23 protein-coding genes are annotated in these 25,147 nt (G+C 72.0%); 15 read left to right on the forward strand and 8 right to left on the reverse strand.

Annotated features, from left to right (window positions below; genetic code table 11):
• Nucleotides 1-44: 44 nt before the first annotated feature.
• From ACZDWJ_RS08240 to ACZDWJ_RS08255, 4 genes are read left to right on the forward strand one after another with little or no spacing between them, the layout of a single operon-like run.
• The gene (locus tag ACZDWJ_RS08240) at nt 45-1,061 is read left to right on the forward strand and encodes a branched-chain amino acid ABC transporter permease (protein WP_463520456.1); all 1,017 of its coding nucleotides are present in this window, start codon (nt 45-47) and stop codon (nt 1,059-1,061) included.
• Entirely contained in the window at nt 1,061-2,257 is a 1,197-nt protein-coding gene (locus ACZDWJ_RS08245; RefSeq protein WP_463520457.1) for a branched-chain amino acid ABC transporter permease, read from the forward strand. The genes ACZDWJ_RS08240 and ACZDWJ_RS08245 overlap by 1 nt, the downstream gene beginning before the upstream one ends.
• Nucleotides 2,250-3,080: an ABC transporter ATP-binding protein gene (locus tag ACZDWJ_RS08250; RefSeq protein WP_463520458.1), complete on the forward strand. Its 831-nt coding sequence runs from the start codon at nt 2,250-2,252 to the stop codon at nt 3,078-3,080. The genes ACZDWJ_RS08245 and ACZDWJ_RS08250 overlap by 8 nt, the downstream gene beginning before the upstream one ends.
• Nucleotides 3,070-3,789, forward strand: a complete 720-nt coding sequence (locus ACZDWJ_RS08255; protein ID WP_463520459.1) for an ABC transporter ATP-binding protein — start codon at nt 3,070-3,072, stop codon at nt 3,787-3,789. Before ACZDWJ_RS08250 ends, ACZDWJ_RS08255 begins: the two co-directional genes overlap by 11 nt.
• Before the next feature lie 86 nt (nt 3,790-3,875).
• On the opposite strand, the gene ACZDWJ_RS08260 is transcribed toward ACZDWJ_RS08255, so the two are convergent.
• The 4 genes from ACZDWJ_RS08260 to ACZDWJ_RS08275 all read right to left on the reverse strand — a co-directional run bounded on the left by ACZDWJ_RS08260 (nt 3,876) and on the right by ACZDWJ_RS08275 (nt 7,021).
• Entirely contained in the window at nt 3,876-4,613 is a 738-nt protein-coding gene (locus ACZDWJ_RS08260) for an amino acid ABC transporter ATP-binding protein (protein WP_463520460.1), read from the reverse strand.
• Nucleotides 4,610-5,374 carry an amino acid ABC transporter permease gene (locus ACZDWJ_RS08265; protein ID WP_463520461.1) on the reverse strand — a complete coding sequence of 255 codons (765 nt, stop codon included), beginning with the start codon at nt 5,372-5,374 and terminating at the stop codon, nt 4,610-4,612. Before ACZDWJ_RS08265 ends, ACZDWJ_RS08260 begins: the two co-directional genes overlap by 4 nt.
• Before the next feature lie 25 nt (nt 5,375-5,399).
• Complete coding sequence (locus ACZDWJ_RS08270) at nt 5,400-6,170, reverse strand: ABC transporter substrate-binding protein (protein ID WP_463520462.1); 771 nt, start codon at nt 6,168-6,170, stop codon at nt 5,400-5,402.
• A 101-nt stretch (nt 6,171-6,271) separates the two neighbouring features.
• Nucleotides 6,272-7,021 (reverse strand): DUF554 domain-containing protein, encoded by a 750-nt coding sequence (locus ACZDWJ_RS08275; RefSeq protein WP_463520463.1) that lies wholly within the window; start codon nt 7,019-7,021, stop codon nt 6,272-6,274.
• 111 nt (nt 7,022-7,132) lie between these two features.
• Between ACZDWJ_RS08275 and ACZDWJ_RS08280 the strand changes: the two genes are divergently transcribed.
• Nucleotides 7,133-7,711 carry a GNAT family N-acetyltransferase gene (locus ACZDWJ_RS08280; RefSeq protein WP_463520464.1) on the forward strand — a complete coding sequence of 193 codons (579 nt, stop codon included), beginning with the start codon at nt 7,133-7,135 and terminating at the stop codon, nt 7,709-7,711.
• 24 nt (nt 7,712-7,735) lie between these two features.
• Here ACZDWJ_RS08280 and ACZDWJ_RS08285 read toward each other — a convergent pair whose 3' ends face one another.
• Nucleotides 7,736-8,161, reverse strand: a complete 426-nt coding sequence (locus ACZDWJ_RS08285; protein WP_463520465.1) for a PaaI family thioesterase — start codon at nt 8,159-8,161, stop codon at nt 7,736-7,738.
• A gap of 42 nt (nt 8,162-8,203) precedes the next feature.
• Between ACZDWJ_RS08285 and polA the strand changes: the two genes are divergently transcribed.
• The gene (gene polA / locus ACZDWJ_RS08290; RefSeq protein ID WP_463520466.1) at nt 8,204-10,882 is read left to right on the forward strand and encodes a DNA polymerase I; all 2,679 of its coding nucleotides are present in this window, start codon (nt 8,204-8,206) and stop codon (nt 10,880-10,882) included.
• Between the two features lie 207 nt (nt 10,883-11,089).
• Entirely contained in the window at nt 11,090-12,763 is a 1,674-nt protein-coding gene (leuA, locus tag ACZDWJ_RS08295) for a 2-isopropylmalate synthase (RefSeq protein ID WP_463520512.1), read from the forward strand.
• An 18-nt stretch (nt 12,764-12,781) separates the two neighbouring features.
• On the opposite strand, the gene ACZDWJ_RS08300 is transcribed toward leuA, so the two are convergent.
• Nucleotides 12,782-15,448, reverse strand: coding sequence for an ATP-binding protein (locus tag ACZDWJ_RS08300; RefSeq protein ID WP_463520467.1), 2,667 nt, complete (start codon nt 15,446-15,448; stop codon nt 12,782-12,784).
• A gap of 123 nt (nt 15,449-15,571) precedes the next feature.
• On the opposite strand from ACZDWJ_RS08300, the gene ACZDWJ_RS08305 reads away from it, so the two are divergent.
• From ACZDWJ_RS08305 to era, 8 genes are all read left to right on the forward strand, one after another.
• The gene (locus tag ACZDWJ_RS08305) at nt 15,572-16,600 is read left to right on the forward strand and encodes a PhoH family protein (RefSeq protein WP_463520468.1); all 1,029 of its coding nucleotides are present in this window, start codon (nt 15,572-15,574) and stop codon (nt 16,598-16,600) included.
• Nucleotides 16,601-16,623: 23 nt separating this feature from the next.
• On the forward strand, nt 16,624-17,073 hold the full coding sequence (ybeY, locus tag ACZDWJ_RS08310; RefSeq protein ID WP_463520513.1) for an rRNA maturation RNase YbeY: 450 nt from the start codon (nt 16,624-16,626) through the stop codon (nt 17,071-17,073).
• 44 nt (nt 17,074-17,117) lie between these two features.
• On the forward strand, nt 17,118-18,398 hold the full coding sequence (locus ACZDWJ_RS08315) for a hemolysin family protein (protein ID WP_463520514.1): 1,281 nt from the start codon (nt 17,118-17,120) through the stop codon (nt 18,396-18,398).
• Entirely contained in the window at nt 18,382-18,747 is a 366-nt protein-coding gene (locus ACZDWJ_RS08320) for a cytidine deaminase (RefSeq protein ID WP_463520469.1), read from the forward strand. Before ACZDWJ_RS08315 ends, ACZDWJ_RS08320 begins: the two co-directional genes overlap by 17 nt.
• A gap of 205 nt (nt 18,748-18,952) precedes the next feature.
• Nucleotides 18,953-20,272: an FAD-binding oxidoreductase gene (locus ACZDWJ_RS08325; RefSeq protein WP_463520470.1), complete on the forward strand. Its 1,320-nt coding sequence runs from the start codon at nt 18,953-18,955 to the stop codon at nt 20,270-20,272.
• A complete protein-coding gene (locus tag ACZDWJ_RS08330) occupies nt 20,269-21,552 on the forward strand; it encodes a class I SAM-dependent methyltransferase (protein ID WP_463520471.1) in 1,284 nt (427 codons plus the stop codon). The genes ACZDWJ_RS08325 and ACZDWJ_RS08330 overlap by 4 nt, the downstream gene beginning before the upstream one ends.
• A 14-nt stretch (nt 21,553-21,566) precedes the next feature.
• A complete protein-coding gene (locus tag ACZDWJ_RS08335) occupies nt 21,567-22,400 on the forward strand; it encodes a siderophore-interacting protein (RefSeq protein ID WP_463520472.1) in 834 nt (277 codons plus the stop codon).
• On the forward strand, nt 22,397-23,353 hold the full coding sequence (gene era, locus ACZDWJ_RS08340) for a GTPase Era (protein ID WP_463520473.1): 957 nt from the start codon (nt 22,397-22,399) through the stop codon (nt 23,351-23,353). Before ACZDWJ_RS08335 ends, era begins: the two co-directional genes overlap by 4 nt.
• 24 nt (nt 23,354-23,377) lie before the next feature.
• Here the strand turns inward: era and ACZDWJ_RS08345 are convergent, their stop codons facing one another.
• Together ACZDWJ_RS08345 and ACZDWJ_RS08350 are read right to left on the reverse strand one after the other, a co-directional pair.
• Nucleotides 23,378-24,241, reverse strand: coding sequence for a septum formation family protein (locus ACZDWJ_RS08345; RefSeq protein WP_463520474.1), 864 nt, complete (start codon nt 24,239-24,241; stop codon nt 23,378-23,380).
• A 57-nt stretch (nt 24,242-24,298) separates the two neighbouring features.
• Nucleotides 24,299-25,057 carry a septum formation family protein gene (locus ACZDWJ_RS08350; RefSeq protein ID WP_463520475.1) on the reverse strand — a complete coding sequence of 253 codons (759 nt, stop codon included), beginning with the start codon at nt 25,055-25,057 and terminating at the stop codon, nt 24,299-24,301.
• Nucleotides 25,058-25,147 lie beyond the last annotated feature (90 nt).

The raw sequence follows: 25,147 nt of genomic DNA on the forward strand, positions 1-25,147 counted from the left end.
ACGGGCCCCGACCGCGACCATCACGATCGGCGGAAGGTATCTCGTTGGACTTCGGAGCGCTGTTCGGCAGCCTCGACGGCTTCCTCAGCTTCACGGCAGGCGGGCTGGTGTTCGGCGCGATCTACGCGCTGATCGCCCTCGGGTACACGATGGTGTACGGCGTCCTGCAGCTCATCAACTTCGCCCATTCCGAGGTCTTCATGTTCGGGACCTTCGCCGTGGCCTGGGTGTTCGTCTTCTTCCACGGAACGGCGGACGCCTCTTGGTCGCTCGGGCGTTCCGCGCCTCTCCTGCTCGTCGCGCTCGTGGTGGCGATGGCCGTCTCCGGGCTGGTCGCACTGCTCCTCGAGAGGGTCGCCTACCGTCCGCTGATCAAGAAGAACGCCCCCAAGCTCATCGCGCTGATCTCGGCCATCGGCGCCTCCTTCGCGCTCTCCGAGGCGATGGGCCTGCGCGATCGCTTCGCCGGCTGGTTCGGACTCGACGACGACCTGGCCAACTACGTCTCGCCGGAGAAGGCGCGTGACGTCTACACCAACCCTGTGACCATCGAGCCGCACACGCTCTTCCACATCGGTGGCTACGGTGTCAGCGACGTCGACCTGGTCATCGTCGTCGCAGCGATCGCCATGATGGTGGCGCTCGACCAGTTCGTGCGGCGCACGAAGCTGGGGCGCGGCATCCGCGCGACCGCCCAGGACCCCGAGTCCGCCTCGCTGATGGGCGTCAACCCGACGCGGGTCGTGCAGATCACCTTCCTCATCGGAGGCCTGATGGCCGGCGCCGCGGCGACCCTTTACATGATGAAGATCGGCGCCACCAAGCAGAGCGCCGGCTTCCTCCTCGGCGTGAAGGCCTTCACGGCGGCCGTCATGGGCGGCATCGGCAACCTGCGCGGTGCCCTGCTCGGCGGCTTGGTGCTCGGCGTCATCGAGAGCTGGGGTGCCGCCGTCTTCGGCAACGACTGGCGTGACGTGACCGCCTTCGTGCTCCTCGTCCTGATCCTCCTGGTGCGCCCGTCGGGTCTGCTCGGCGAGGCGCTCGGAAAGGCGCGTGCGTGATGAACGGCGGACGGACCATGCTCCTGCGCGTGGGCGACTGGTGGGACGCCCGGCTGACCGCCCTGAGCCGACTGCCCCTGCTGGCCAAGATGCTCCTCGGAGCGCTGCTCGTGCTGTTCGTGTACGCGCTGCCGCTGCTGCGCCTGCCGGTCATCACCACCCCGGACAGCGACTTCGGCGGGGTCATGTACCTCGCAGCGATCTTCGCCCTCGTCGCGGTAGGCCTCAACATCGTCATCGGCTACGCCGGCCTGCTCGACCTCGGGTACGTGGGCTTCTACGCCACCGGCGCCTACGCGGTGGGCGTGCTCACCTCGCAGCACGGCCACTGGCCGTTCTACCTGGTGCTCCCGGTCGCGGTCGCGGTCACGATGGTCACCGGCGTCATCCTCGGCGCCCCGACCCTGCGGGTGCGCGGCGACTACCTGGCCATCGTGACCCTCGGGTTCGGCGAGATCATCCGGATCAGCGCCAAGAACATCGAGTGGCTCGGCGCCTCGCGCGGCATCCGCGACATCCCGCACCCGACCAACATCGGCGCCGCGCCGACCCCGCCGTTCGACCAGGGCGGCCTGTTCAAGATCCCGGCGCTGCAGTGGGACGGGATCGTGCCGAGCATCGACCCCGATCGGAAGACGGCGTTCCTCACCTTCGGCGCGGTCGACGCGATCCCCTACTACTGGCTGGTGATCACGGCGCTGCTCGTGGTCCTGCTGGCTGACCGGATGATCAAGGCGAGCCGCATCGGGCGCGCGTGGGAGGCCACGCGCGAGGACGAGGACGCCGCCGAGCTGATGGGCGTCCCGACCTTCAAGTACAAGCTGATGGCCTTCGCGCTCGGCGCGGCGATCGGTGGTCTCGCCGGATCGTTCCTCGCGAGCGGACAGAGCGGGTACATCAGCCCTGACAGCTTCCCCCTCCTGTACTCCATGCTGTTCGTCGCCGCCGTGATCGTCGGCGGCTCCGGCAACCGGTGGGGCGCGATGATAGGTGGCGTGCTCGTCGCCTATCTGCCGGAGCGCTTCCGGCAGCTCGACGACTACCGCTACCTCGTCTTCGGCCTCGCGCTGATGGTCCTGGCCATCTGGCGCCCGCAGGGCCTGCTGCCGCCGCGCCGGGCCCGCCGGGCCAGGGCGGCCGAGATCGAGATCGACGCCCTCGAAGAGGGCGAGCTGGAGGGAAGCGCCCGTGGCTGAGAACACCACCCCCCAGACCGCGCCCTCGGGGGCGGACGCGAGCACGCGGCCCGCCATCTTGGAGGTCGACGACGTCACCATCCGATTCGGCGGACTGACCGCGCTCGACGGCGTCAGCTTCGACATCCGCGAGGGCGAGATCCTCGGTCTCATCGGCCCGAACGGCGCTGGCAAGACCACCTGCTTCAACGTGATGACCGGCGTCTACCAGGCGACGTCGGGCACGGTGCGGTTCAACGGTCAGCCCCTCGGCCGGATGAAGCGGCACAAGATCACGCGGCTCGGGATCGCCCGCACGTTCCAGAACATCCGGCTGTTCAAGTCGATGACGGTGCTCGAGAACGTCATGGTCGGGTCCGACACCCACAGCAAGGTGCGCTTCGTCGACGCGCTGTTCCGCCTTCCGCGTCACCGTCGCGCCGAGGCCGAGCAGACGGCCCGTGCCAAGGAGCTGCTCGCGCTGGTGGGCATCACGGCTCGCGACGACGAGCTCGCCGCGAACCTGTCCTACGGCGACCAGCGGCGGCTCGAGATCGCCCGGGCGATGGCCACCGGCCCGAAGCTGCTGTGCCTCGACGAGCCCGCCGCGGGATTCAACCCCGCCGAGAAGGTGCGGCTCATGGAGCTCATTCGAAAGGTCCGCGACGCCGGCTACACGGTGCTGCTCATCGAGCACGACATGCGGCTGGTGATGGGCGTGACCGACCGGATCGTGGTGCTGGAGTTCGGACGCAAGATCGCGGAGGGACGCCCCGAGGAGATCCGAGACAACCCGGCGGTCATCGCCGCCTACCTGGGCGTGGAGGAAGAAGATGCTTCTTGAGGTCGACGGCCTATGTGTCAACTACGGGCACATCGAGGCCATCCGCGACATCACGTTCGGGGTGCCGGAGGGAACGGTCACCTCACTGGTCGGCGCCAACGGCGCCGGCAAGACGACGACCATGAAGACCCTGTCGGGCCTGCGCAAGGTCCGCGCCGGCTCCGTCCGGTTCGAGGGGGAGGACATCACCCACCTGGCGCCGTACGAGCGCGTCAAGCGGGGCATCAGCCAGTCGCCCGAGGGTCGCGGCTGCTTCCCGGGCATGACGGTGCTGGAGAACCTCGACATGGGCGCCTACCTGCGCAAGGACCGTCGGTCGGCGGCCTACGCTGAGGACGTCGAGCGCGTGTTCACGCTCTTCCCGCGCCTGCAGGAGCGGCAGAAGCAGGCGGCGGGCAGCATGTCGGGCGGTGAGCAGCAGATGCTGGCCATCGGCAGGGCGCTCATGTCGCGGCCTCGCCTGCTGCTGCTGGACGAGCCGTCGATGGGACTGGCGCCGAAGCTGATCCAGCAGATCTTCTCGATCATCACCGAGATCAACGCCCAGGGGACCACGGTGCTGCTGGTGGAGCAGAACGCCGCCCAGGCGCTCAAGCGCTCCGACGAGGCCCACATCCTCGAGACCGGCTCGATCGTGCGCACCGGCAAGGGCGCGGACCTCGCGGCGGATCCGGCCGTCAAGGCGGCCTACCTAGGCGGCGACGTCTGAGGATTCACGACACGACGCGACGAACGGCCCTCCCCGCCATCGGCGGGGAGGGCCGTTCCGCGTCGCTCGGGCGGAAGCCCGCGCGCTCAGAGCACCTTGGAGAGGAACGAGCGCGTGCGCTCGTGCTGGGGGTCGCCCAGCACGGTGCGGGGGTCGCCCTCCTCGACGATCACGCCGCCGTCCATGAACACCAGGCGGTCGCCCACCTCGCGGGCGAAGCCCATCTCGTGGGTCACGACCATCATCGTCATGCCCTCGGACGCGAGCTCCTTCATGGTGGCCAGGACGTCGCCGACGAGCTCGGGGTCGAGCGCGGAGGTCGGCTCGTCGAAGAGCATCATGTCGGGGTCCATCGACAGCGCCCGCGCGATCGCGACCCGCTGCTGCTGACCGCCGGAGAGGTGCGCGGGATAGGCGTCTTCCTTCCCCGCCAGGCCGACCTTGGCCAGGTTGCGCCGGGCGATGGCGACGGCCTCCTCCTTCGAGCGGCCCCGGACGCGGCGCTGGGCGATGCACAGGTTGCGCAGCACGCTCATGTGAGGGAAGAGGTTGAACTGCTGGAAGACCATGCCGATGCGGCTGCGCACGGCGTCGAGGTCGGTCTCGGGGTCGCAGATGTCGATGCCCTCGACGAGGATGCGACCCGAGGTCGGCTCCTCCAGTCGGTTCACGCAGCGCAGGAGCGTCGACTTGCCCGACCCCGACGGCCCGATGACGCACACCACCTGGCCGGGGTCGACGCGGAAGTCGATGCCCTTGAGCACCTCGTTGCGCCCGTAGTGCTTGTGGAGCTGCTCGACCTGGATGGCGGGGGTCGCGTTCATCGAGAGGCCCTCTGCTGGCGACGCTCGAGGTAGGCCACGAGCTGGGTGAGCGGGACGGCGATCACGAGGTAGACCAGCGCGATCGCGATGAGCGGCGTCGAGTTGGAGTAGGTCGAGAGACCCGCCTGTCCGAACGATGTGAGCTCCTGCTGGTTCTGCTGGAAGCCCACCACGCTGAGCAACGAGGTGTCCTTGACCAGCAGGATGAACTCGTTGGTCAGGGGCGGGATGACGATCCTGATCGCCTGCGGCAGCGTGATCGAGATCATCGTCCACCATCCGTTCATGCCCAGCGACGCCGCGGCCTCGGACTGTCCCTTCGGCACCGCTTGGATGCCGGCCCGCAGGGTCTCGGCCATGTATGCCGACGACACCATGATGAGGGCGAGGATGCCCGCGCCCGTGGTGCCGCCGGGCGGCGTCCACTGGAAGGCGAGCGGCACTCCCAGGGCGAGCAGGATGATGACGACGAGGGCGGGCAGCCCGCGGAAGAACTCGATGTAGGCCGTCGCGATCCAGCGGTAGGGCCCGAGCGTGGAGAGCCGCATCAGCGCCAGCGCGAGCGCCAGCACGAAGCCGCCGACGAAGGCCATCACGGTGTACTTGACCGTGTTGACCGCCGCGGTGAGGACGATGTCGGGCCACAGGGCCCGCGCGGTCTCCCCGTCGAGGAAGTTCAGCCGGATGGCCTGCCAGTCGGCGGAGAAGGCCGCGAGGACCACCACCGCGAGAAGGACGGCGTACAGGCTGCCGTCCCGCACGCGGCGCTGCGTGGAGCGTCGCACCTCAGTTGGTGGAGAAGTAGGTGTCGTAGATCTTCTGGTAGTCGCCGTCGGACCTGAGCGTCGCGAGAGCCTCGTCCACCGCCTTGACCAGGGCGGTGTTCGACTTCTTCATCGCCAGCCCGTACTTCTCGCCGGTGTCGTACTTCTCGACGACCTTGAACTTGCCCTGCTGCTTGGGGTCGTTCTGGTGGTCGAGGTTGACCGGGAGGTCCTGCAGGAGCGCGTCGACCTGGCCGGCCTTCAGCGCGGCGTACATCTCGCCGTCGCTCGGGAAGACGACGATCTTGGCGTCCGGCGCGTTGTCCTGGGTGTAGGTCTGGCCGGTGGTGCCCTTCTGGACGCCGACCTTCTTGCCGGCGAGGTCGCCGATCGCCGCGATCGAGGAGTCGGCCGGAACGAGCAGCGACTGCTCGGAGTCGTAGTAGCCGGTGCTGAAGCCGATGCGCTTCTCGCGCTCCGGGGTGATCGTCATGGCGCTCGCGGCCAGGTCGCACTGGCCGGAGTTGAGGGCCAGGCCGCTCTGCAGGGCGTCGAAGGAGGAGTCCTTGATCGTGAGCTTGACGTCGAGCTTCTTCGCGACGGCCGAGACGATGTCGACGTCGAACCCCTTGAAGCCGGTCGGAGCGCTCTTGTCGAAGTCCTCGAAGGGCGGGTAGGGCACGTCCGAGCACACCGTCAGGGTGCCGCCCGAGATCAGCCCCAGGCCCTTGCTCGCGCCCGATGCGGTCGAGTCCGAGTCGCCGCCTCCGCAGGCCGTGAGGGACAAGGACAAGCTGGTCAGGACGGCAGCGACGAGGGCTGCCCGGTGCGTGGGACGAGTCAGCATGGCTGCACCCTAGACCTCGGGGCGTGTGCGCGTGTCACGGTTCTGCATCAGTGCAGACGAGCCACGAGCGCCACCAGCGCCGGGGCCACCAGGAGCGCCGGGAGCAGGTCGGCGACGGGGACCTCCCGGATCCGCAGCAGCCGGAGCGCGACGCCGACGAGCAGCAGGCCGCCGACGGCGGTGACGGCGTCGAGGTGCGCCTGGGGGAGGACGTCGCCGAGGGCCAGGCCCACCAGCGTCAGGCCGCCCTGCACGACGACGACCGTGATCGCGCTGGCGGCCACCCCGACGCCGAAGGACGCGGCGAAGGCGACGGCGGCGAACCCGTCGAGCGCCGACTTCAAGTAGAGCTGGTCGGCGCCGTTGCCCAGCCCGTCGTTGAGCGAGCCGAGGATGGTCAACGGCCCGGTGCAGAACACCAGCGAGGACACCACGAAGCCCTCGACGAAGCGCTGACGCTGCTCCGAGGCGGCGGCGTCGCCGGCGAGGCGGCGCTGCAGCCACCCGCCGAGGAGCTCGACGCGATCCTCCAGGCGCAGCAGCGAGCCGACGATCCCGCCGATCAGCAGCGATCCCAGGACGATCAGGACCGGAGCGTCGCCGCCGACCCGGTCGGCGAGGGCCGCGGAGGTGACCGCCGTCGCGGAGAGCGCGGCGATGAGGAGCGTGACCAGGCCGAGCCCGTCGGTGACGACGCCGCGGGTGCGCTGGGGGAGCCGGTGGCCCAGGGCGAGGCCCACGCCGGAGCCGACCAGGACGGTGGCCACGTTGGTGAGCGTGCCGATGCCCGCGATCATGGGCGTCCCCTCTCCCTCGGCCCGGCGGAGAGCGTAGTCTCACCTCCAGACGGCGGGCCGGCGCAGGGGCCCACCAGGTCGGGCGCGTGCGCGCCCGGAGAGGCAGGGTCGATGAGCCGCGCGCTGGTCTCGTTGCGTCCCGCTCGGGTCGAGGACGCCCACTTCCTCGTCGACCTGTGGTCCGACGCCCTGCGGCGGGCCGATCGCCAGGACCAGGTGGCCGATCTCGAGGTCGTCCTCAAGCAGGCCTGCGTCTCCCCGGAGCAGCGCGTGGTCATCGCCGAGTACGACGGCGAGCCCGCCGGCGCCGTCTTCCTGCGGGTCACGACCGTCAGCCCGATCAACCTCGAGCCGGTCGTCCAGGCGCTCTCGCCGCACGTGCTGCCGTCCTTCCGGCGCCACGGCGTCGGCCGCACCCTGATGGAGGCCGCGGCGTCCTACGCCGAGGAGCTCGGCATCGGCCACGTCCTCAGCGAGGCCACCTCGGGCTCGCGCGACGCCAACCGCTTCATGGCCCGCCTCGGCTTCGCCCCGCAGGTCACCGTGCGGGTCGCGCCCACCCAGCTCATGCGCGCCAAGATCGAGGCGCAGCGCCCGGCGGCCGAGCGGCTCGCCGGTGGTCGCCAGCTCGGCTCGCTGCTGGCCGCGCGTCGCTCGATGCGGCGCGCCGCCGAGGCCGAGCAGGACTGACGCCCGGCGCAGGTCCGCCGCGGGTCAGCGCGCCAGCTTCTCCGCGGGGATCAGCGAGCAGGTGATCCGCGCGGTGCACACCCGCTGACCGGCGGCGTTGCTGATGACGACCTCCCAGGTCGCGCTGGCCTTGCCGCGGTGGGCGGGGGTCGCGACGCCGGTGACGACGCCGTCGACCTCGGAGCGGTGGTGGGTGGCGTTGATGTCGACGCCGACGGCGAGGCGGTCGGGGTGGGCGTGGATCGCCGACCCGATCGAGCCGAGGGTCTCGGCGAGCACCACCGACGCGCCGCCGTGGAGCAGGCCGTAGGGCTGGGTGTTGCCGACGACGGGCATGGTGGCGACGATCCGGTCGGGGGTGACCTCGACCAGCTCGATGCCCATCCGCTCGTTGAGCGCGCCCATGCGGCTCGACATCTCCTGGATCAGCGCCTCGCGCTCCTCGCTCATGGCGCCAACGTAATGGTCGGCGGCGATGGCTAGAGTCGCCGGGTGACCGATTCGACGTCCTCCGGCCGCTCCCGCCTGCTCCTCCTCGACGGCCACTCGCTGGCCTACCGCGCGTTCTTCGCGCTGCCGGTCGAGAACTTCTCCACCAGCACCGGGCAGCACACCAACGCCGTCTACGGCTTCACCTCGATGCTCATCAACGTGCTGCGCGACGAGCAGCCCACCCACCTCGCGGTGGCCTTCGACGTCTCGCGTCAGACCTTCCGCCTGGAGGAGTACGCCGAGTACAAGGCCAAGCGCAACAAGACGCCCGGCGAGTTCTCCAGCCAGCTGCCGCTGATCGAGGAGGTGCTCGACGCCCTGCGCGTCCCCTTCCTGAAGAAGGACGGCTACGAGGCCGACGACATCATCGCCACCCTCGTCACCCAGGCGCTGGCCGCCGACATGGACGTCCTCGTGCTCACCGGCGACCGCGACTCCCTCCAGCTGGTCACCGAGCACAGCACCGTGCTCTACCCGATGCGCGGCGTCAGCGACCTCGCGCGGATGACCCCCGAGGCCGTCGAGGCGAAGTACGGCGTCCCTCCCGGCCGCTACCCCGAGCTCGCGGCGCTCGTGGGGGAGGACTCCGACAACCTGCCGGGCATCCCCGGGGTCGGCCCGAAGACGGCCGCGAAGTGGCTGGCCACCTACGACGGCCTCGACAACCTCATCACCCACGCCGACAAGGTCACCGGCAAGGCCGGCGACAACCTGCGCGCCCACCTCGCCGACGTCATCCGCAACCGGCGCCTCAACGCCCTGGTGCGCGACCTCGACCTCGAGCTCGGCCCCGACGACCTCGCCCTGCGGCCGTGGGACCGCCAGGAGGTGCACACCCTCTTCGACTCCCTGGAGTTCCGGGTGCTGCGCGATCGCCTCTTCGAGACCCTCTCCAGCGAGGAGGACGTCGCCGAGGGCGGCTTCGAGCTCGCCGGCCGGGTGCTCGCGCCCGGGGAGGTCGCGGCGTTCCTCGACGACCTCGGCACCGAGCTCGTCGGCCTCCACGTCCGTGGCGCCTGGGGCGCCGGCACCGGTCGCGTCGAGGCCCTCTCCTTCGCCACGGCCGGCGGCACCGCCGCCCACCTCGACGTCGCCGAGCTCGGCCCCGACGACGACGCCGCGCTCGCCGCGTGGCTGGCCGACCCCGCCCGCCCCAAGGCCCTCCACGACGCCAAGGGCCCGATCCTCGCCCTGGCCGCCCACGGCTGGGCGCTCGACGGCCTGCGCAGCGACACCGCCCTGGCCGCCTACCTCGTGCGCCCCGACCAGCGCTCCTACGACCTCGCCGACCTCACCGTCCGCTACCTGCGCCGCGAGCTGCGCGAGGACGCCGACGCCGACCAGGGCCAGCTCTTCGACGACGGCTCCGGCGCCGCCGACGCCGGCATGCTGCGCGCCCGGGCCGTCGTCGACCTCGCCGAGGCGCTCGAGACCGCCGTCGAGGAGCACGGCGGCACCGCCCTGCTCGGCGAGGTCGAGCTGCCGCTGGTGCACCTGTTGGCCCGCATGGAGCAGACCGGCATCGCCGTCGACACCGACTACCTCTCCGGCCTGGAGGAGCACTTCGCCACCGAGGTGCGCTCGGCCGCCGAGGAGGCCTACGCCGTCATCGGCAAGGAGATCAACCTCGGCTCGCCCAAGCAGCTGCAGGTCGTGCTCTTCGACGAGCTCGACATGCCCAAGACCAAGCGCACCAAGACCGGCTACACCACCGATGCCGACGCGCTGCAGGCGCTCTACGCCAAGACCGAGCACCCGTTCCTGCTGCACCTGCTGCGCCACCGCGACGTCACCCGGCTGCGCCAGACCATCGAGGGGCTGCTGAAGTCGGTGGCGCCCGACGGCCGCATCCACACCACGTTCAACCAGACCATCGCTGCCACCGGCCGCCTCTCCAGCACCGAGCCGAACCTGCAGAACATCCCGATCCGCACCGAGGAGGGCCGCCGCATCCGCGAGGGCTTCGTCGTCGGCGAGCGTCACGAGTCGCTCATGACGGCCGACTACAGCCAGATCGAGATGCGGATCATGGCCCACCTCTCCGAGGACGCCCTGCTCATCGAGGCCTTCCGCTCCGGCAGCGACTTCCACTCCCTCACCGCCGCCCGGGTCTTCGACGTCCCGGCCGACTCCGTGGGCGTCGAGCAGCGGGCCAAGATCAAGGCGATGAACTACGGCCTGGCCTACGGGCTCTCGGCCTTCGGCCTCTCCCAGCAGCTGGGCATCGAGCCGGGCGAGGCCCGCGGCCTGATGGAGGAGTACTTCGAGACCTTCGGCGGGGTGCGCGACTACCTCGGCGGCATCGTCGACGAGGCCCGTCGCAGCGGCTTCACCGAGACCATCAAGGGCCGGCGTCGCTACCTGCCCGACCTCACCAGCGACAACCGCCAGCGCCGGGAGATGGCCGAGCGGATGGCGCTCAACGCGCCCATCCAGGGCTCGGCCGCCGACCTCATCAAGATCGCGATGCTCGGCGTCCAGGAGGCCCTCGAGACCCAGGGCCTGCGCTCACGGCTGCTGCTGCAGGTGCACGACGAGCTCGTGCTCGAGGTCGCCGAGGGGGAGCGCGAGGCCCTGGAGGCCGTCGTCCGCGAGCGCATGGGGGCGGCGGCGTCCCTCACGGTGCCGCTCGACGTCTCCGTCGGCACCGGCCGCAGCTGGCACGAGGCCGCCCACTGATCATCGGCCCCGGTGGTCCGCGACGGTGGGCTATGGTGAGGACGTCATGATGCGCCTGCTCCTCCTTCGCTGCCGCAGCGAGGTCTGATCCGCCGACCTCCTCGCTGCGGAGTCCGTCATGCGCCGGCACCGCATCCATCCGCAGGAGAGAGTCCCGTGAGCAGCATCCGTTCCAACCCGGCCGACAACCCCCAGCAGCCCTCCGGCATGCCCTTCGGCCGCTACGCGCCCTTCATCCCCGTCGTCCTGTCCGACCGCACCTGGCCCGACCAGCAGATGACGAAGGCGCCGCGCTGGTGCGCGGTCGACCTGCGTGACGGCAACCAGGCCCTCATCGACCCCATGAGCCCGGCCCGCAAGCTGAAGATGTTCAAGCTGCTGGTCGCCATGGGCTACAAGGAGATCGAGGTCGGCTTCCCCAGCGCCAGCCAGACCGACTTCGACTTCGTCCGCGAGCTGATCGAGGGCGGGCACATCCCCGACGACGTCGTCATCCAGGTGCTGACCCAGGCCCGCGAGGAGCTGATCGCGCGCACCTACGAGTCGCTGACCGGCGCGAAGCAGGCCATCGTCCACCTCTACAACTCCACCTCGACGCTGCAGCGTCGCGTGGTCTTCGGCCTCGACATGGACGGCATCCTCGACATCGCCGTCCAGGGCGCGCGGCTGTGCAGGAAGTACGAGGAGACCATCCCCGACACCACGGTCTTCTACGAGTACAGCCCCGAGAGCTACACCGGCACCGAGCTGGAGTTCGCGGTCCGCGTCTGCAACGCGGTCATGGACGTCTTCGAGCCCACGGCCGAGCGGCCGGTCATCATCAACCTGCCCGCCACGGTCGAGGAGGCGACGCCCAACGTCTACGCCGACTCCATCGAGTGGATGGACCGCAACCTCGCCTACCGCGAGCACGTCGTGCTGTCCCTGCACCCGCACAACGACCGCGGCACCGCCGTCGCGGCCGCGGAGCTGGGCTACCTGGCCGGCGGCGACCGCATCGAGGGCTGCCTGTTCGGCAACGGCGAGCGCACCGGCAACGTCTGCCTGGTCACCCTGGGGCTGAACCTCCTCACCCAGGGCATCGACCCGCAGATCGACTTCAGCGACATCGACGAGATCCGCCGCACGGTCGAGTACTGCAACCAGCTGCCCGTCGCCGAGCGCCACCCCTACGGCGGCGACCTCGTCTACACCGCCTTCTCCGGCTCCCACCAGGACGCCATCAAGAAGGGCTTCGAGGCCCTCGAGCGCGACGCCGCCGCGGCCGGGGTGCCGGTCGACGAGCACACCTGGGCGGTGCCGTACCTGCCGATCGACCCCAAGGACGTCGGCCGCTCCTACGAGGCCGTCATCCGCGTCAACAGCCAGTCCGGCAAGGGCGGCGTGGCCTACGTGCTCAAGGCCGAGCACAAGCTCGACCTGCCCCGGCGCGCCCAGATCGAGTTCAGCCGCGTCATCCAGCAGCACACCGACGCCCAGGGCGGCGAGGTCACGCCCGAGGAGATCTGGTCGATCTTCCGCGCCGAGTACCTCGACCGCGAGGCGCCGCTGCGCCTGGACTCCGTGCACACCTCCGCCGCGGCGGGGGAGAAGGACGCCCTCACCGTCGACCTCCTCGTCGAGGGCGAGCGGCGCACGCTGCAGAGCACCGGCAACGGCCCGATCGCGGCCTTCGTCAACGCGCTCAACAGCCTCGAGCAGGACTTCGACGTGCGCGTGCTCGACTACGCCGAGCACGCGCTGTCCGCCGGTGGCGACGCCGTCGCCGCCGCCTACGTCGAGTGCTCGGTGCGCGACCGCATCTTCTGGGGCGTGGGCGTCGACGCCAACATCGTCACCGCCTCGCTCAAGGCCGTGCTGAGCGCGGTCAACCGCGCCTGACGCGCGGGAGCCGGAGCCTCAGCGCCGCGCCAGGGGGAGCAGCACCGTGAAGGTGCTGCCCTCCTGGTGCGCCGAGCGCACCCGCACCGAGCCGCCGTGCGCCTCGACGATCGCGCGCACGATCGAGAGGCCCAGCCCGGTTCCCTGGATGGCGTGACGCTGGGCGGTGGTGCTGCGGAAGAACCGCTGGAACAGACGGTCCTGCTCCTCGGCCGGGATGCCGATGCCGGTGTCGCGCACCGTGACGACGGCGCGGTCCTGCGCGTCGACCGCGACGCTGGCGCGCACCAGGCCGCCGTCCTCGGTGAACTTCACGGCGTTCGAGAGCAGGTTGAGGAGCACCCGCTCGAGCTGGGAGCCGTCGCCGGCGACGAGCACGGGCGCGGCGGGCGTCTCGACGTCGAAGTGCAGCTCGCGGTCGGCGACGAGCGGGCCGACGGCCTCGGCGGCGGTGCGCAGGAGCGCGGTGAGGTCGACCTCCTCGGCACGCCAGTCGATGGTGCCGGCGTCGAGGCCGCTGAGGGTCAGCAGGTCGTTGCACAGGTCGATGAGGCGGGTGCCGTTGCGCGCGATGATCCGCAGCAGCCGCTCCTGCTCCTCGTCCAGCGCGGTGGGGGAGTCCTCGAGGAGCATCTCGGTGTAGCCGAGGATGCTGGTGACCGGCGTGCGCAGCTCGTGGGAGACCGTCGAGACGAACTCGTTCTTGGCGTCGTCGAGGGCCGAGAGCCGCTCGACGGCGGTGCGCTCGCGCTCGAGCGCGGCGACCAGCGCCTGCTGGCTGCGACGCTGCTCGGTGACGTCGCGCGCCACGCACAGCAGGCTGCCGGCGCCCGGGCCCTGGCCGGGGTCGATGAGGCTCAGCGACATCGAGACCTCCAGCCGGCTGCCGTCGCGCTTGACCCACGTCCAGTCCTGCGCGGGCAGCTCCTGCCCGTCGGCGGTGACGGCGGCGAGGAAGGCGACGGCGTCGCGCGGGCTCGAGGTGCCGGTGCGCTCCAGCAGCTGCGCGCGGTCGAAGAGGTCGGCGAAGGGCCGCCCGATGCGGTCGTGGCCCTCGAGGCCGAGCAGACGCTGGGCGCCGGGGTTGAACACGGTGATGAGTCCGGCGCCGTCGACGCCGACGAGCGCGGTGGTCAGCGGCGCCTGGAGGAGGTGGGTGACCAGCTCGGAGGCCGAGCGCTCGGAGGTGACGTCGATGCCGGTCATGACGGCGTAGGCGGGGAGGCCCTGGTCGTCGCGCACCAGGTTGCTGGTCCACACCAGCCGTCGCCGGTCGCCCGACCGGGTGACGACGTCGCTCTCGCGCACCACCGGGGTGCCGTCGCGGTTGGGCCACAGGAAGAGCGCCTCGAGGTCGGAGGTGTCCTCCGGGGCGAGGGTCGTGCGCCACAGGGGCGTGCCGATGAGCTCGTCGGTGCGGTAGCCGGTGAGCGCCGTGGTGGCCGCGTTGACGCGGACGATGCGGCCGTCGAGGTCGGTGACCAGGACGACGCAGGCGGTGGTGTCGAGCGTCGCGCTGGTGAGCTTCTCGGCGTCCTCGAGTCGGCGGCTGGCCTCGGCCTCGCTGGTGACGTCGAGCAGCTGGGCGGCGTACAGCTCGGGCTCGGAGGGGCTGGAGACCCGGGTGAGCGCCAGCTCGACGCGGACCTCGGGGCGAGCGGCGACCCCCAGGCGCAGCCGCAGGCCTTCGCGCGGGCCGCGGGCGGTGGTCATCGCGGCGGCGAGGGCGGGGGCCAGCGTGGTGCCGGCGCGTCCGGTGAGGTGCTGGTCGAGCCGGGTGGCGAGCACCTGCTCGCGCGAGCGGCCGAGGAGGGCGACGCCGGCGTCGTTGAGGTCGGTGACCACGAGGACGCCGTCGTCGGGACGCAGCAGCAGCTGGCCCACGACCGACTGCTGGAAGCTGCGGCGGTAGCGGCGCTCGTCGGCCTGGACCCGGTTGAGCAGGCGGGTGCGCTGCTGGGTGGCCTGGGAGAGGGAGAGGCACAGCAGGGCCTGGACGAAGACCGTCACCTGGGCGAGGGTCTCGCGGTGCGGAGCGGCCACGCTGTCGCTGAGGGCGTCGCCGAACGGGCCCCAGCCGCGGCTGGTCGCGACGATCGCGGTGGCGGTCAGCACCGCGAGCTCGACGGCCACCACCCGCAGGCCCAGCCGGGCGGCGGCCCAGCCGAGGGCCAGCAGGGGAGCGAAGCCGACGGGCAGGCCCTGGCCGGGGTGGAAGACCCAGGCGAGCGTGGCCGTCAGGGCCACCACCTGCAGCGCGAGCTCCTCCGAGGTGCCGGTGCAGGCGTCGTCGCGGCGTCGCACCACCGCGGGCGCGAGCACCGCCAGGGTCGCAGCGGCGTGCGCGGTGGCCAGGGACGCCAGCGCGGAGGCGCCCGGCCGGTCGACGAGGCCGACGACGGCCAGCCCGGCGAGGGCGACGGCGACGGCGGTCGTGGTGAGCCGGACGAGGTCCTCGACGCCCTCCATGCGCAGGGGGCGCGGGTGGGCCAGCGGACGGGTGCCGCGCAGCACGAGCACCGCCACCACCGCCTGCAGCGGCACGGCCAGGACCGCGCCGAGGTCGACGGGCACGGGCCGCACGACGAGGTCGGCGAGCAGCGTCGCGACCGTCGTCAGGCCCCCGATGGCGAGCACGGGCAGGGCGCGCCCGGCACCGCTGCGCAGCCCCCCACCGTCGTCCACGATCCGCATTGTCGTGGGTCGGAGGCCTCCCGCGCGCGAGAACTCGCTGGGACGGTCCCCCGGGCGGGTCGTAGCATGGGGGCGACCGTCCTCGACGAAGGAGAGGCGCCCGCTCGGGCATCCATGACCGACAACCGCACCGCGATCACCCCCGCCCACCAGACCCGACACACCGTGGTCGTGCCCACCAGCATCGACATGGTCAGCCTCCTCGGCCCCGGCGACGAGCACCTCGGCATCATCGAGGGCGCCTTCGACGCCGAGGTCCACGTCCGCGGCAACCGCATCACGCTGCGGGGAGAGCCGGGCGAGCTGGCCCTGGCCGAGCGGCTCCTCGACGAGCTCGTCACGATCCTGCGCACCGGCCAGGGGCTCACCTCCGAGACCGTCGAGCGCGTCCACACGATGCTGCGCGCGGAGACCAACGAGCGTCCCGCCGACGTGCTGAGCCTCAACATCCTCAGCAACCGCGGCCGCTCGATCCGCCCCAAGACGCTGAACCAGAAGCGCTACGTGGAGTCGATCGACACCCACACCATCACCTTCGGCATCGGCCCCGCGGGCACCGGCAAGACCTACCTCGCGATGGCCAAGGCCGTGCAGGCGCTGCAGTCCAAGCAGGTCAACCGGATCATCCTCACCCGCCCGGCCGTCGAGGCCGGCGAGCACCTGGGCTACCTGCCCGGCACGCTCAGCGAGAAGATCGACCCCTACCTGCGGCCGCTCTACGACGCCCTGCACGACATGGTCGACCCCGAGACGATCCCCAAGCTGCTGGCCGCCGGCACGATCGAGGTCGCCCCGCTGGCCTACATGCGCGGACGCACCCTCAACGACTCCTTCATCATCCTCGACGAGGCGCAGAACACCTCGCCGGAGCAGATGAAGATGTTCCTGACCCGCCTGGGCTTCGGCTCGAAGATCGTCGTCACCGGCGACGTCACCCAGGTCGACCTGCCCAACGGCCAGAAGTCGGGCCTGCGGGTCATCGAGGACATCCTCGACGGCGTCGACGACATCGCCTTCCACCGGCTCACCTCCGGCGACGTCGTCCGGCACCGCCTCGTGGGCCGCATCGTCGCGGCCTACGACGAGTTCGACGCCCGCGCGCCCCAGGCCGCCGGCACCCAGCACGGCCGAGGCGGCCGATGAGCGAGACGGGCGACGACGCCGCGATGAGCATCGAGATCCTCAACGAGTCCGGCGCCGAGCTCGACGAGCGCGCCCTGCAGCAGCTGGCGCGCTTCGTCATGGACCGCATGCACGTCCACCCGCTCGCCGAGCTGTGCATCAAGGCCGTCGACGAGGCCACCATCGCCGAGCTCAACGAGAGGTGGATGGAGAAGGAGGGCCCCACCGACGTCCTGGCCTTCCCCATGGACGAGCTGCGGCCCGGGCTGGTCGACGAGGAGCCCGAGGAGGGCGTCCTCGGCGACCTCGTGCTCTGCCCCGACGTCGCGCGGCGCCAGGGCGAGACCGCCGGCCACGGCTACACCGCCGAGATCGAGCTGCTCACCACGCACGGCATCCTCCACCTGCTCGGCTACGACCACGCCGAGCCGGAGGAGCACCGGGAGATGTTCGGGCTCCAGGACCAGCTCCTGGCCGCCTGGCGCGAGCGGTGAGCCCCGGCGACGCCTGGCTGCTGGTGACCGCGGCCGGCCTCGTCATGCTGGCCGGCGTCCTCTCGGCCGCCGAGGCGGCGCTCGCGTCGTTCTCCCACGCCCGCGCCGTCGAGCTGCGCGGCGAGGGCCGGGCCGGATCGGTGCGGCTGCTGCGCTTCCTCGAGGATCCCGTCCCGCACCTCAACACCGCGCTGTTCCTGCGCCTGCTGTGCGAGATCAGCGCGATCGTGCTCGTCGCCTACCAGGTCGACGCCGCCTACGACGGCGCCTGGTGGGCCAGCGTGCTGACGACCGTCGGCGTCATGCTGGTGGTGTCGTTCGTGATCATCGGCGTCGGCCCGCGCACCCTGGGCCGTCAGCACTCCGAGACCGTCGGTGTCCTGGCCGCGGGGCCCCTCATGGTGCTCACCGGCGTGCTCGGTCCGCTGCCGCGCCTGCTCATCGTCATCGGCAACGCGATCACGCCGGGCCGCGGCTTCCGTGAGGGCCCGTTCGCCACCGAGACCGAGCTGCGTGAGCTCGTCGACCTCGCCGAGGCCACGGCGGTGATCGAGTCCGAGGAGCGCCGGATGATCCACTCGGTCTTCGAGCTCGGCGACACCACCGCCCGCGAGGTGATGGTGCCGCGCGGCGACGTCGTGTTCGTCGACCGCCACAAGAACCTGCGCCAGACCACCTCGCTGTTCCTGCGCTCGGGCTTCTCCCGCATGCCGGTCGTCGACGACGACCTCGACGTCGTCGTCGGCGTCGCCTACCTCAAGGACCTCGTGCGCCGCGACTTCGAGGCGCCCGAGGTCGAGCTCGTCGAGCGCGTGGAGTCGGTGATGCGCCCGGCCTACTGGGTGCCGGAGTCCAAGCCCGTCGACGACCTCCTCAAGGAGATGCAGGCCCGCCGCCAGCACCTGGCGATCGTCGTCGACGAGTACGGAGGCACGGCCGGTCTGGTCACCATCGAGGACGTCCTGGAGGAGATCGTCGGCGAGATCACCGACGAGTACGACGCCGAGGGCGTCGAGGTCGAGGAGCTCGGCGACGGCGTCTTCCGGGTGCCCTCGCGCTACCCGGTCGACGACCTCGAGGAGATCGTCGGCTTCGACGTCGAGGAGGAGGACGTCGACTCCGTCGGCGGCCTGATGGCCAAGCATCTGGGCCTGGTGCCCATCGCCGGGTCCAGCGTCGAGGCCCACGGCCTGCGGTTCACCGCCGAGGGCACCGCCGGCCGCCGCAACAAGATCAGCTCGGTCCTCGTCGCGCCCCTGGCCGCGCGCGGGGACGCCGAGGAGACCACCGCCCCCGAGGAGGCCCCCGATGACCGACACCGCTGAGCGCCCCGAGCGCCCCGAGCTCTCCGCCGAGGACCGCAAGCTCGTCACGCTCGCCCGCGCCACCCGCGCCCGCACCGGCGCCGCCGAGGGCGCCGCGGTGCGCGACTCCGACGGCCGCACCTACGCCGCGGCCACCGTCGACCTGCCCTCGCTGCGGGTCTCGGCGCTGGGCGTGTGCGTGGCGATGGCGGTGGCGTCGGGCTCCCAGGGCCTCGAGGCCGCGGTCGTCCTCACCGAGGGCGCGCTCGTCGACGCCGACCTCGCCGCTGTGCGCGAGCTGGGCGGCGACGCCGTCGTCGTCCACCGCGGCGACCAGCGCGGCACCGTCCTGGAGACCCGCACCGCCTGATCCCCGGCATCGCCGCCGCCACCGGAGACCCTCTCCGCCTCACCCTCACGGGCATGCCCCACGTCCCGACACGACGCTGGAACATGCCAGGAGTAGCGTGCGGCGGGTGACGCAGAGCGGTGTGAGGAACCGGTCGGCGACGGGTGGCTGGGCCGCCCACGAGCAGGCCGTCGCGAGGCTCCGGGCCTCGTACGCAGCCATCCCGGTGGGCGAGCCGGTCAGGCTCGCGAAGCGCACCTCGAACCTCTTCCGTCCGCGCAGCGCCACCACCGCGCCGGGCCTGGACGTCAGCGGGCTCGACGGCGTCATCGAGGTCGACCCCATCGCCCGCACCGCGGAGGTGCAGGGCATGTGCACCTACGAGGACCTCGCCGCGGCGACCCTCGCCCACGGCCTGATCCCGTACGTCGTCCCGCAGCTGCGCACGATCACCCTCGGCGGCGCCGTCACCGGCCTGGGCATCGAGTCCACCAGCTTCCGCAACGGCCTGCCGCACGAGTCGGTCGAGGAGATGGACGTCTTCACCGGCGCCGGCGAGGTCGTCACCGTGCGACCCGGGGACGAGCTCTTCGACGCCTTCCCCAACTCCTACGGCAGCCTCGGCTACGCCACGCGCCTGCGCATCCGCCTCGAGGCGGTGCCGGCCTACGCCGCGCTGCGCCACGTGCGCTTCTCCGACGCGGCCTCGCTCACCGCCGCGATCGCGGCGATCGTGCGCACCGGCGAGCACGACGGCGTCCGCGTCGACGGCCTCGACGGCACCGCCTTCGAGCCCGGCGAGCTCTACCTCACCCTGGCCACCTGGACCGACGAGCCGCGGCTGGAAGACGGCACGCCGGCCGTGCCCTCGGACTACGCCGGCCAGCAGATCTTCTACCGCAGCATCGCCGAGCGGCCCGCGGACCTCCTCACGCTCGAGGACTACCTCTGGCGCTGGGACACCGACTGGTTCTGGTGCTCGGGCGCCTTCGGCGTCCAGAACCCCACCGTGCGGCGGCTGTGGCCGCGCCGGTGGCGCCGCTCGGACGTCTACCACCGCCTCGTCGGCCTCGACGAGCGCTACGGCATCGTCGAGCGGCTCGACCGCCGCGCAGGGCGGCCCCGCCGCGAGCGCGTCGTCCAGGACGTCGAGGTGCCCCTCGAGCGGCTGGGGGAGTTCCTCGACTGGTTCGACCGCGAGGTCGGCATGCGTCCGGTCTGGCTGTGCCCGCTCGTCTCGCTCGGCACCGAGGCCGGCGGCCGCTGGCCGGTCTACCCGCTCGAGCCGGGCGAGACCTACGTCAACGTCGGCTTCTGGGGCACCGTCCACGTCGGCCCCGATGCCGACGAGGGCCCCACCAACCGCGCCATCGAGGAGTTCGTGCACGGCCTCGGCGGCCACAAGTCCCTCTACTCCGAGGCCTTCTACGACCGCGCCACCTTCGACGCGCTCTACGACGGCCCCCACCTGAGCCGGGTCAAGGCCACCCACGACCCCGACGCCCGGCTGACCTCCCTCTACGACAAGGCGGTGAAGCGGAAGTGACCCTTCTCAACAAGCCAGACATCAGCATCGGCGACGCCGTGGCCTCGCTCCTGCGCGAGGGCATGCCCGTGCGCTTCGAGGCCTACGACGGCTCGGCGGCCGGCCCGTCCGACGCCGACATCACCCTGGAGCTGACCTCCCCCCGGGGCCTCTCCTACCTGCTCACCGCCCCGGGCGACCTCGGCATGGCCCGGGCCTACGTCTCCGGCGACCTCCAGGTCCACGGCGTCCACCCCGGCGACCCCTACGAGGCCATGCAGCTGCTGCAGAGCAACCTGCGCTTCCGGGTGCCGAGCGTCGGCGAGGCGATCGGCCTGGTGCGCGGGCTCGGCGTCTCGCACCTGCGTCCGCCGGCCCCGCCGCCGCAGGAGCACCTGCCGCGCTGGCGGCGCACGATCGAGGGCGTGCGGCACTCCCTGACCCGCGATGCCGAGGCGATCCACCACCACTACGACGTCTCCAACGCCTTCTACGAGCTCGTCCTGGGCCCCTCCATGGCCTACACCTGCGCCGTCTTCCCCGACGAGCAGGCCAGCCTCGAGGAGGCGCAGGCCGAGAAGTTCGACCTCGTGTGCCGCAAGCTCGACCTCCAGCCCGGCCAGCGTCTGCTCGACGTCGGCTGCGGCTGGGGCGGCATGGTGCGCCACGCAGCGAAGCACTACGGCGTCCGGGCGCTCGGCGTCACCCTGAGCCGCGAGCAGGCCGAGTGGGCCAAGGCCGCCACCGACCGCGAGGGCCTCGGCGACCTCGTCGAGGTGCGCCACAGCGACTACCGCGACGTCCTCGAGGGCGACTTCGACGCCGTCAGCTCCATCGGCCTCACCGAGCACATCGGCATCAAGCAGTACCCCGCCTACTTCTCCTTCCTGCGCGACCGGCTGCGTCCGGAGGGCCGGCTGCTCAACCACTGCATCACCCGCCCCCACAACCGTCCCGAGGCCACCGGTCAGTTCATCGACCGCTACGTCTTCCCCGACGGCGAGCTCACCGGCTCCGGCACGATCATCACCGCCGCCCAGGACGTCGGCTTCGAGGTCATGCACGAGGAGAACCTGCGTCGTCACTACGCCATGACGCTGCGCGAGTGGTGCCGCAACCTGGTCGAGAACTGGGACGCCGCGGTCGCCGAGGTCGGCGAGGGCACCGCCCGCGTCTGGGGCCTCTACATGGCCGGCAGCCGCATCGCCTTCGAGCGCAACGAGATCCAGCTCCACCAGGTGCTGGCGGTGCGCACCGACGAGGAGGGGAACGACGGATTCCCCCTGCGCCCCTCGTGGTGACTACCCTGCGCTGAGTGAGCACCCGGGCCAGGACCTTCGAGGCGCAGGTCCTGCGTCGTGAGCGACTCTCCCCGCACCTGCTGCGACTCACCCTCGGCGGGCCCGCGCTCGCCGAGGGCTTCGCCTCCACCGGCGTGCCCGACGAGTGGGTCGGCCTGACCGTCCCCGGCCAGTTCCAGAGCCGCTACTACACCGTGCGCTCCTGGGACGGCGCCGCGCTGGTGCTCGACGTCGTGGTCCACGACGTCGGGCTGGTCACCGAGTGGGCCCAGCGCGGTCTGGCCGCCGACGGCGCCGACGAGCCGGGCGTCGTGGTGGGGGAGACCGTCACGGTCACCGAGCCGAAGGGCTCCTTCGCGCTGCCCGAGGACGCCGGCTGGCTGGTGCTCGTCGGCGACCTCACCGCGCTCCCGGCGATGGCCCGGATCGCGGAGTCCGCGCCCGGGCACCTCGCGCCGCGCCTGTGGGTGGAGGTGCCCGAGATCCCCGAGGGCTACCTGCCCGCCGGTCTGGCCGCCGACGCCGTCACCTGGCTCCCGCAGCCCGGCGACGGCGCGAGCCGCCTCGCCGAGGTCGTCGAGGGGCTCACGCTCCCCGAGGGCCCCGGCTACTTCTGGATGGCGGGGGAGTCCGCGCAGATGCGCGCCATCCGCAAGCACCTGATGCGCGAGGTCCGGCTGCCCGCCACCGGCTTCGACGTCATGGGCTACTGGCGCGGGGTGGCCGGACGCCAGCCCCGCGCCGTCGACCCCGCGCCCATCTGGCGCGCGGGCACGCTGGCCGGCAAGTCGCAGGCCGAGATCTGGGCCGACTACGAGCAGGCCCGCAAGGAGGCCGACGCGCCGTGACCGAGCTCCCTGGCCTGTCTGGCACGACGGGGGTCCCCGAGGGCTTCCGCAGCGGGTTCGCCTGCTTCGTCGGCCGCCCCAACGCCGGCAAGTCCACGCTCACCAACGCCCTGGTGGGCACGAAGGTCGCCATCACCAGCGACAAGCCGCAGACCACCCGCACCGTGGTGCGCGGCATCGTCCACCGGCCCGAGGCCCAGCTGGTGCTCGTCGACACCCCCGGCCTCCACCGTCCGCGCACCCTGCTCGGCGAGCGGCTCAACGACCTGGTGAAGACCACCTGGGCCGAGGTCGACGTCGTCGCCGTGTGCTTCCCGAGCAACGAGCGCATCGGCCCCGGCGACCGCTTCCTCGTCACCGAGCTGGCCAAGGTGCGGCGCACCGTGAAGATCGCCGTGGCCACCAAGACCGACCTCGCCTCGCCCGAGCGGATCGCCGAGCACCTGCTCGACATCGCACGCCTGGGCGAGGAGACCGGCACCGAGTGGGCCGAGATCGTGCCCGTCAGCTCGGTGGGCGACGATCAGATCGACCTGCTGACCGAGCTCCTCGTCGCCCGCATGCCCGAGGGCCCGCCGCTCTACCCCGACGGCGACCTCACCGACAGCCCCGAGGAGACCATCGCCGCCGAGCTCATCCGCGAGGCCGCGCTCGACGGCGTCCGCGACGAGCTGCCGCACTCCATCGCCGTCGTCGTGGAGGAGATGGGCCTGCGCGAGGACCGTCCCGAGGACAAGCCGCTCCTCGACATCCACGCCAGCCTCTTCGTCGAGCGCGACTCCCAGAAGGGCATCGTCATCGGTCACCAGGGCTCGCGCCTCAAGGAGGTCGGCCGCAACGCCCGCGGCCAGATCGAGGCCATCCTGGGCACGCCGGTCTACCTCGACCTGCGCGTCAAGGTCGCCAAGGACTGGCAGCGCGACCCGCGTCAGCTGCGCCGCCTGGGCTTCTGAGCCGGACCGCTCAGGCCGGACCGCTCAGGCCGTGGTCCAGCACAGGCCGACGCGCTGGCCGGCGTCCCACTGGGCCGCGGTCGGCCACTCATAGCCCCACTGGAACCGCAGCGGGTTGTCGGCCTGCTCCTTCGCGACGCTCTCGCAGCGGTCCTGGCCCGCGGCCTTGGCCGCGGCCTCGCCGGGGTAGGCGCCGCCGCTGCGGGCCTTGAGGGCCACGGTGTCGATCGCGCGCCAGGAGTGCTTCTGCGAGCACGCGACCCGCTCGAAGCCCGAGGTGCCGGGCTGCGCGGTGCCGCAGACGGCGTACGGCTCGCGGGCCTTCGCGTCGTCCAGGATGCCGCGCAGGCCGCCGGAGATGCGCGCCAGCCGCTTGTCGCCGGCCAGGGCGATGACGTCGCAGCGGTACCAGGAGGCGCCGGCGTCGAGCTGCTCGGCGGTGGGCACGAACCACACGACGTGGAGCATCGAGAGGTCGCGGTCGGCGGCGTCGCCGCCGAGGTAGCGGGTCTGGGCCCGCGCGCAGCCCGCGGCGATGCGGCCCTGGGCCTCCTCGCCGGTGGGGTCGAGCACCGAGCCGCCTGAGCCGCCCGAGCGCGGCAGCCGTCCGACGCCGATCGTCACCGCCGTGTGCGGGCGCGAGCAGGTGACCGTGCGGGTGTCGTCGCTCGCGGCGATCGCCCGCTGGTAGGTCAGCGCCCGGCACACCGACACCGCGGGCCGGGGCGGCGGGGTGGGCTTCGGGGAGGCGCTCGCGCGGGCGGAGGCGCCCGCGGAGGCACCCGAGGAGGCGGAGCCCGAGCCCGAGGGGGCCGGCTGGGCCGCTCCGCCGCCGTCGTCCCCGCCGCCGCAGGCGGTCAGGACCAGCCCCAGCACGAGGGCGGGCACGAGCGGGACGAGTGGACGGATGGGTGGCACGGTGACTCCGGGCTGGCTGGTGGCTGGCTAGTGAGTGGTCTTGGCCCAGCAGATCGCGCGCCGGTTGCCCCGCTCCCACTCCGCCTGACCGAACCAGGTGAAGGCGTAGTCGTAGGAGGCCGGGTAGCGCAGCCAAGCGGCCACGGAGTCGGCGCAGAACTGCCGGGTGCGGCGCTGCGAGACGTCGTCGCCGGGGTAGGGGTCGCGCGGCTCGCCGAGCTTGATCGTGGAGACCGCACGCCAGTCGTGGGTGCGGGTGCAGGGGACCTTGGAGCCGCGCTGCACCGAGGTGCCGCGGGCGCAGGCCATCCAGTCGTCGCCGGGGACGCCGGCGAGCAGGCCGCGGGTCTGGGCCGGGAGGCGCAGCAGCGCCGGGCTGTCGGCGCTGCCGCCGACGAGGTCGCAGCGGTACCAGCGGGCACCGTCGTCCCAGGCCTTCTGCGAGGGGCGGAACCAGGTCCAGCCGAGCACCGTGCGCATGCCGGTGGACTCCTCGGCGCCGACGTGCGAGGCGAACTGCTTGGTGCAGGTGCGCGAGGCCCAGCCGATCAGCGCGGGGGAGTCGGGGCCGTCCTCGGCGAGGCTGCCGGGCACCTGGCCGACGGCGATGGTGACCGCGGTGTGCCTCCCGCTGCACGACACGGTGCGCGAGGCGTTGACGGGGAGCTCGAGGTCGGCGGGCTGCAGCTGGCGGCACAGGCCCACCTTCGGCGCCGTGACGGCGTCGACCTGGTCGGGATCGGTGTTGCTGCCCTGCTCCTGGCTGCAGCCGGCGAGCAGGGTCACGAGAGTCACCAGGCCCACGACCACGGCCGTGACGGTTGACGCCCGGCTCCTGCGGGGACGAGGACGAGGGGTCGCGGCGACGACGGCGTC

This window comes from Nocardioides sp. B129/18 (assembly GCF_055282735.1).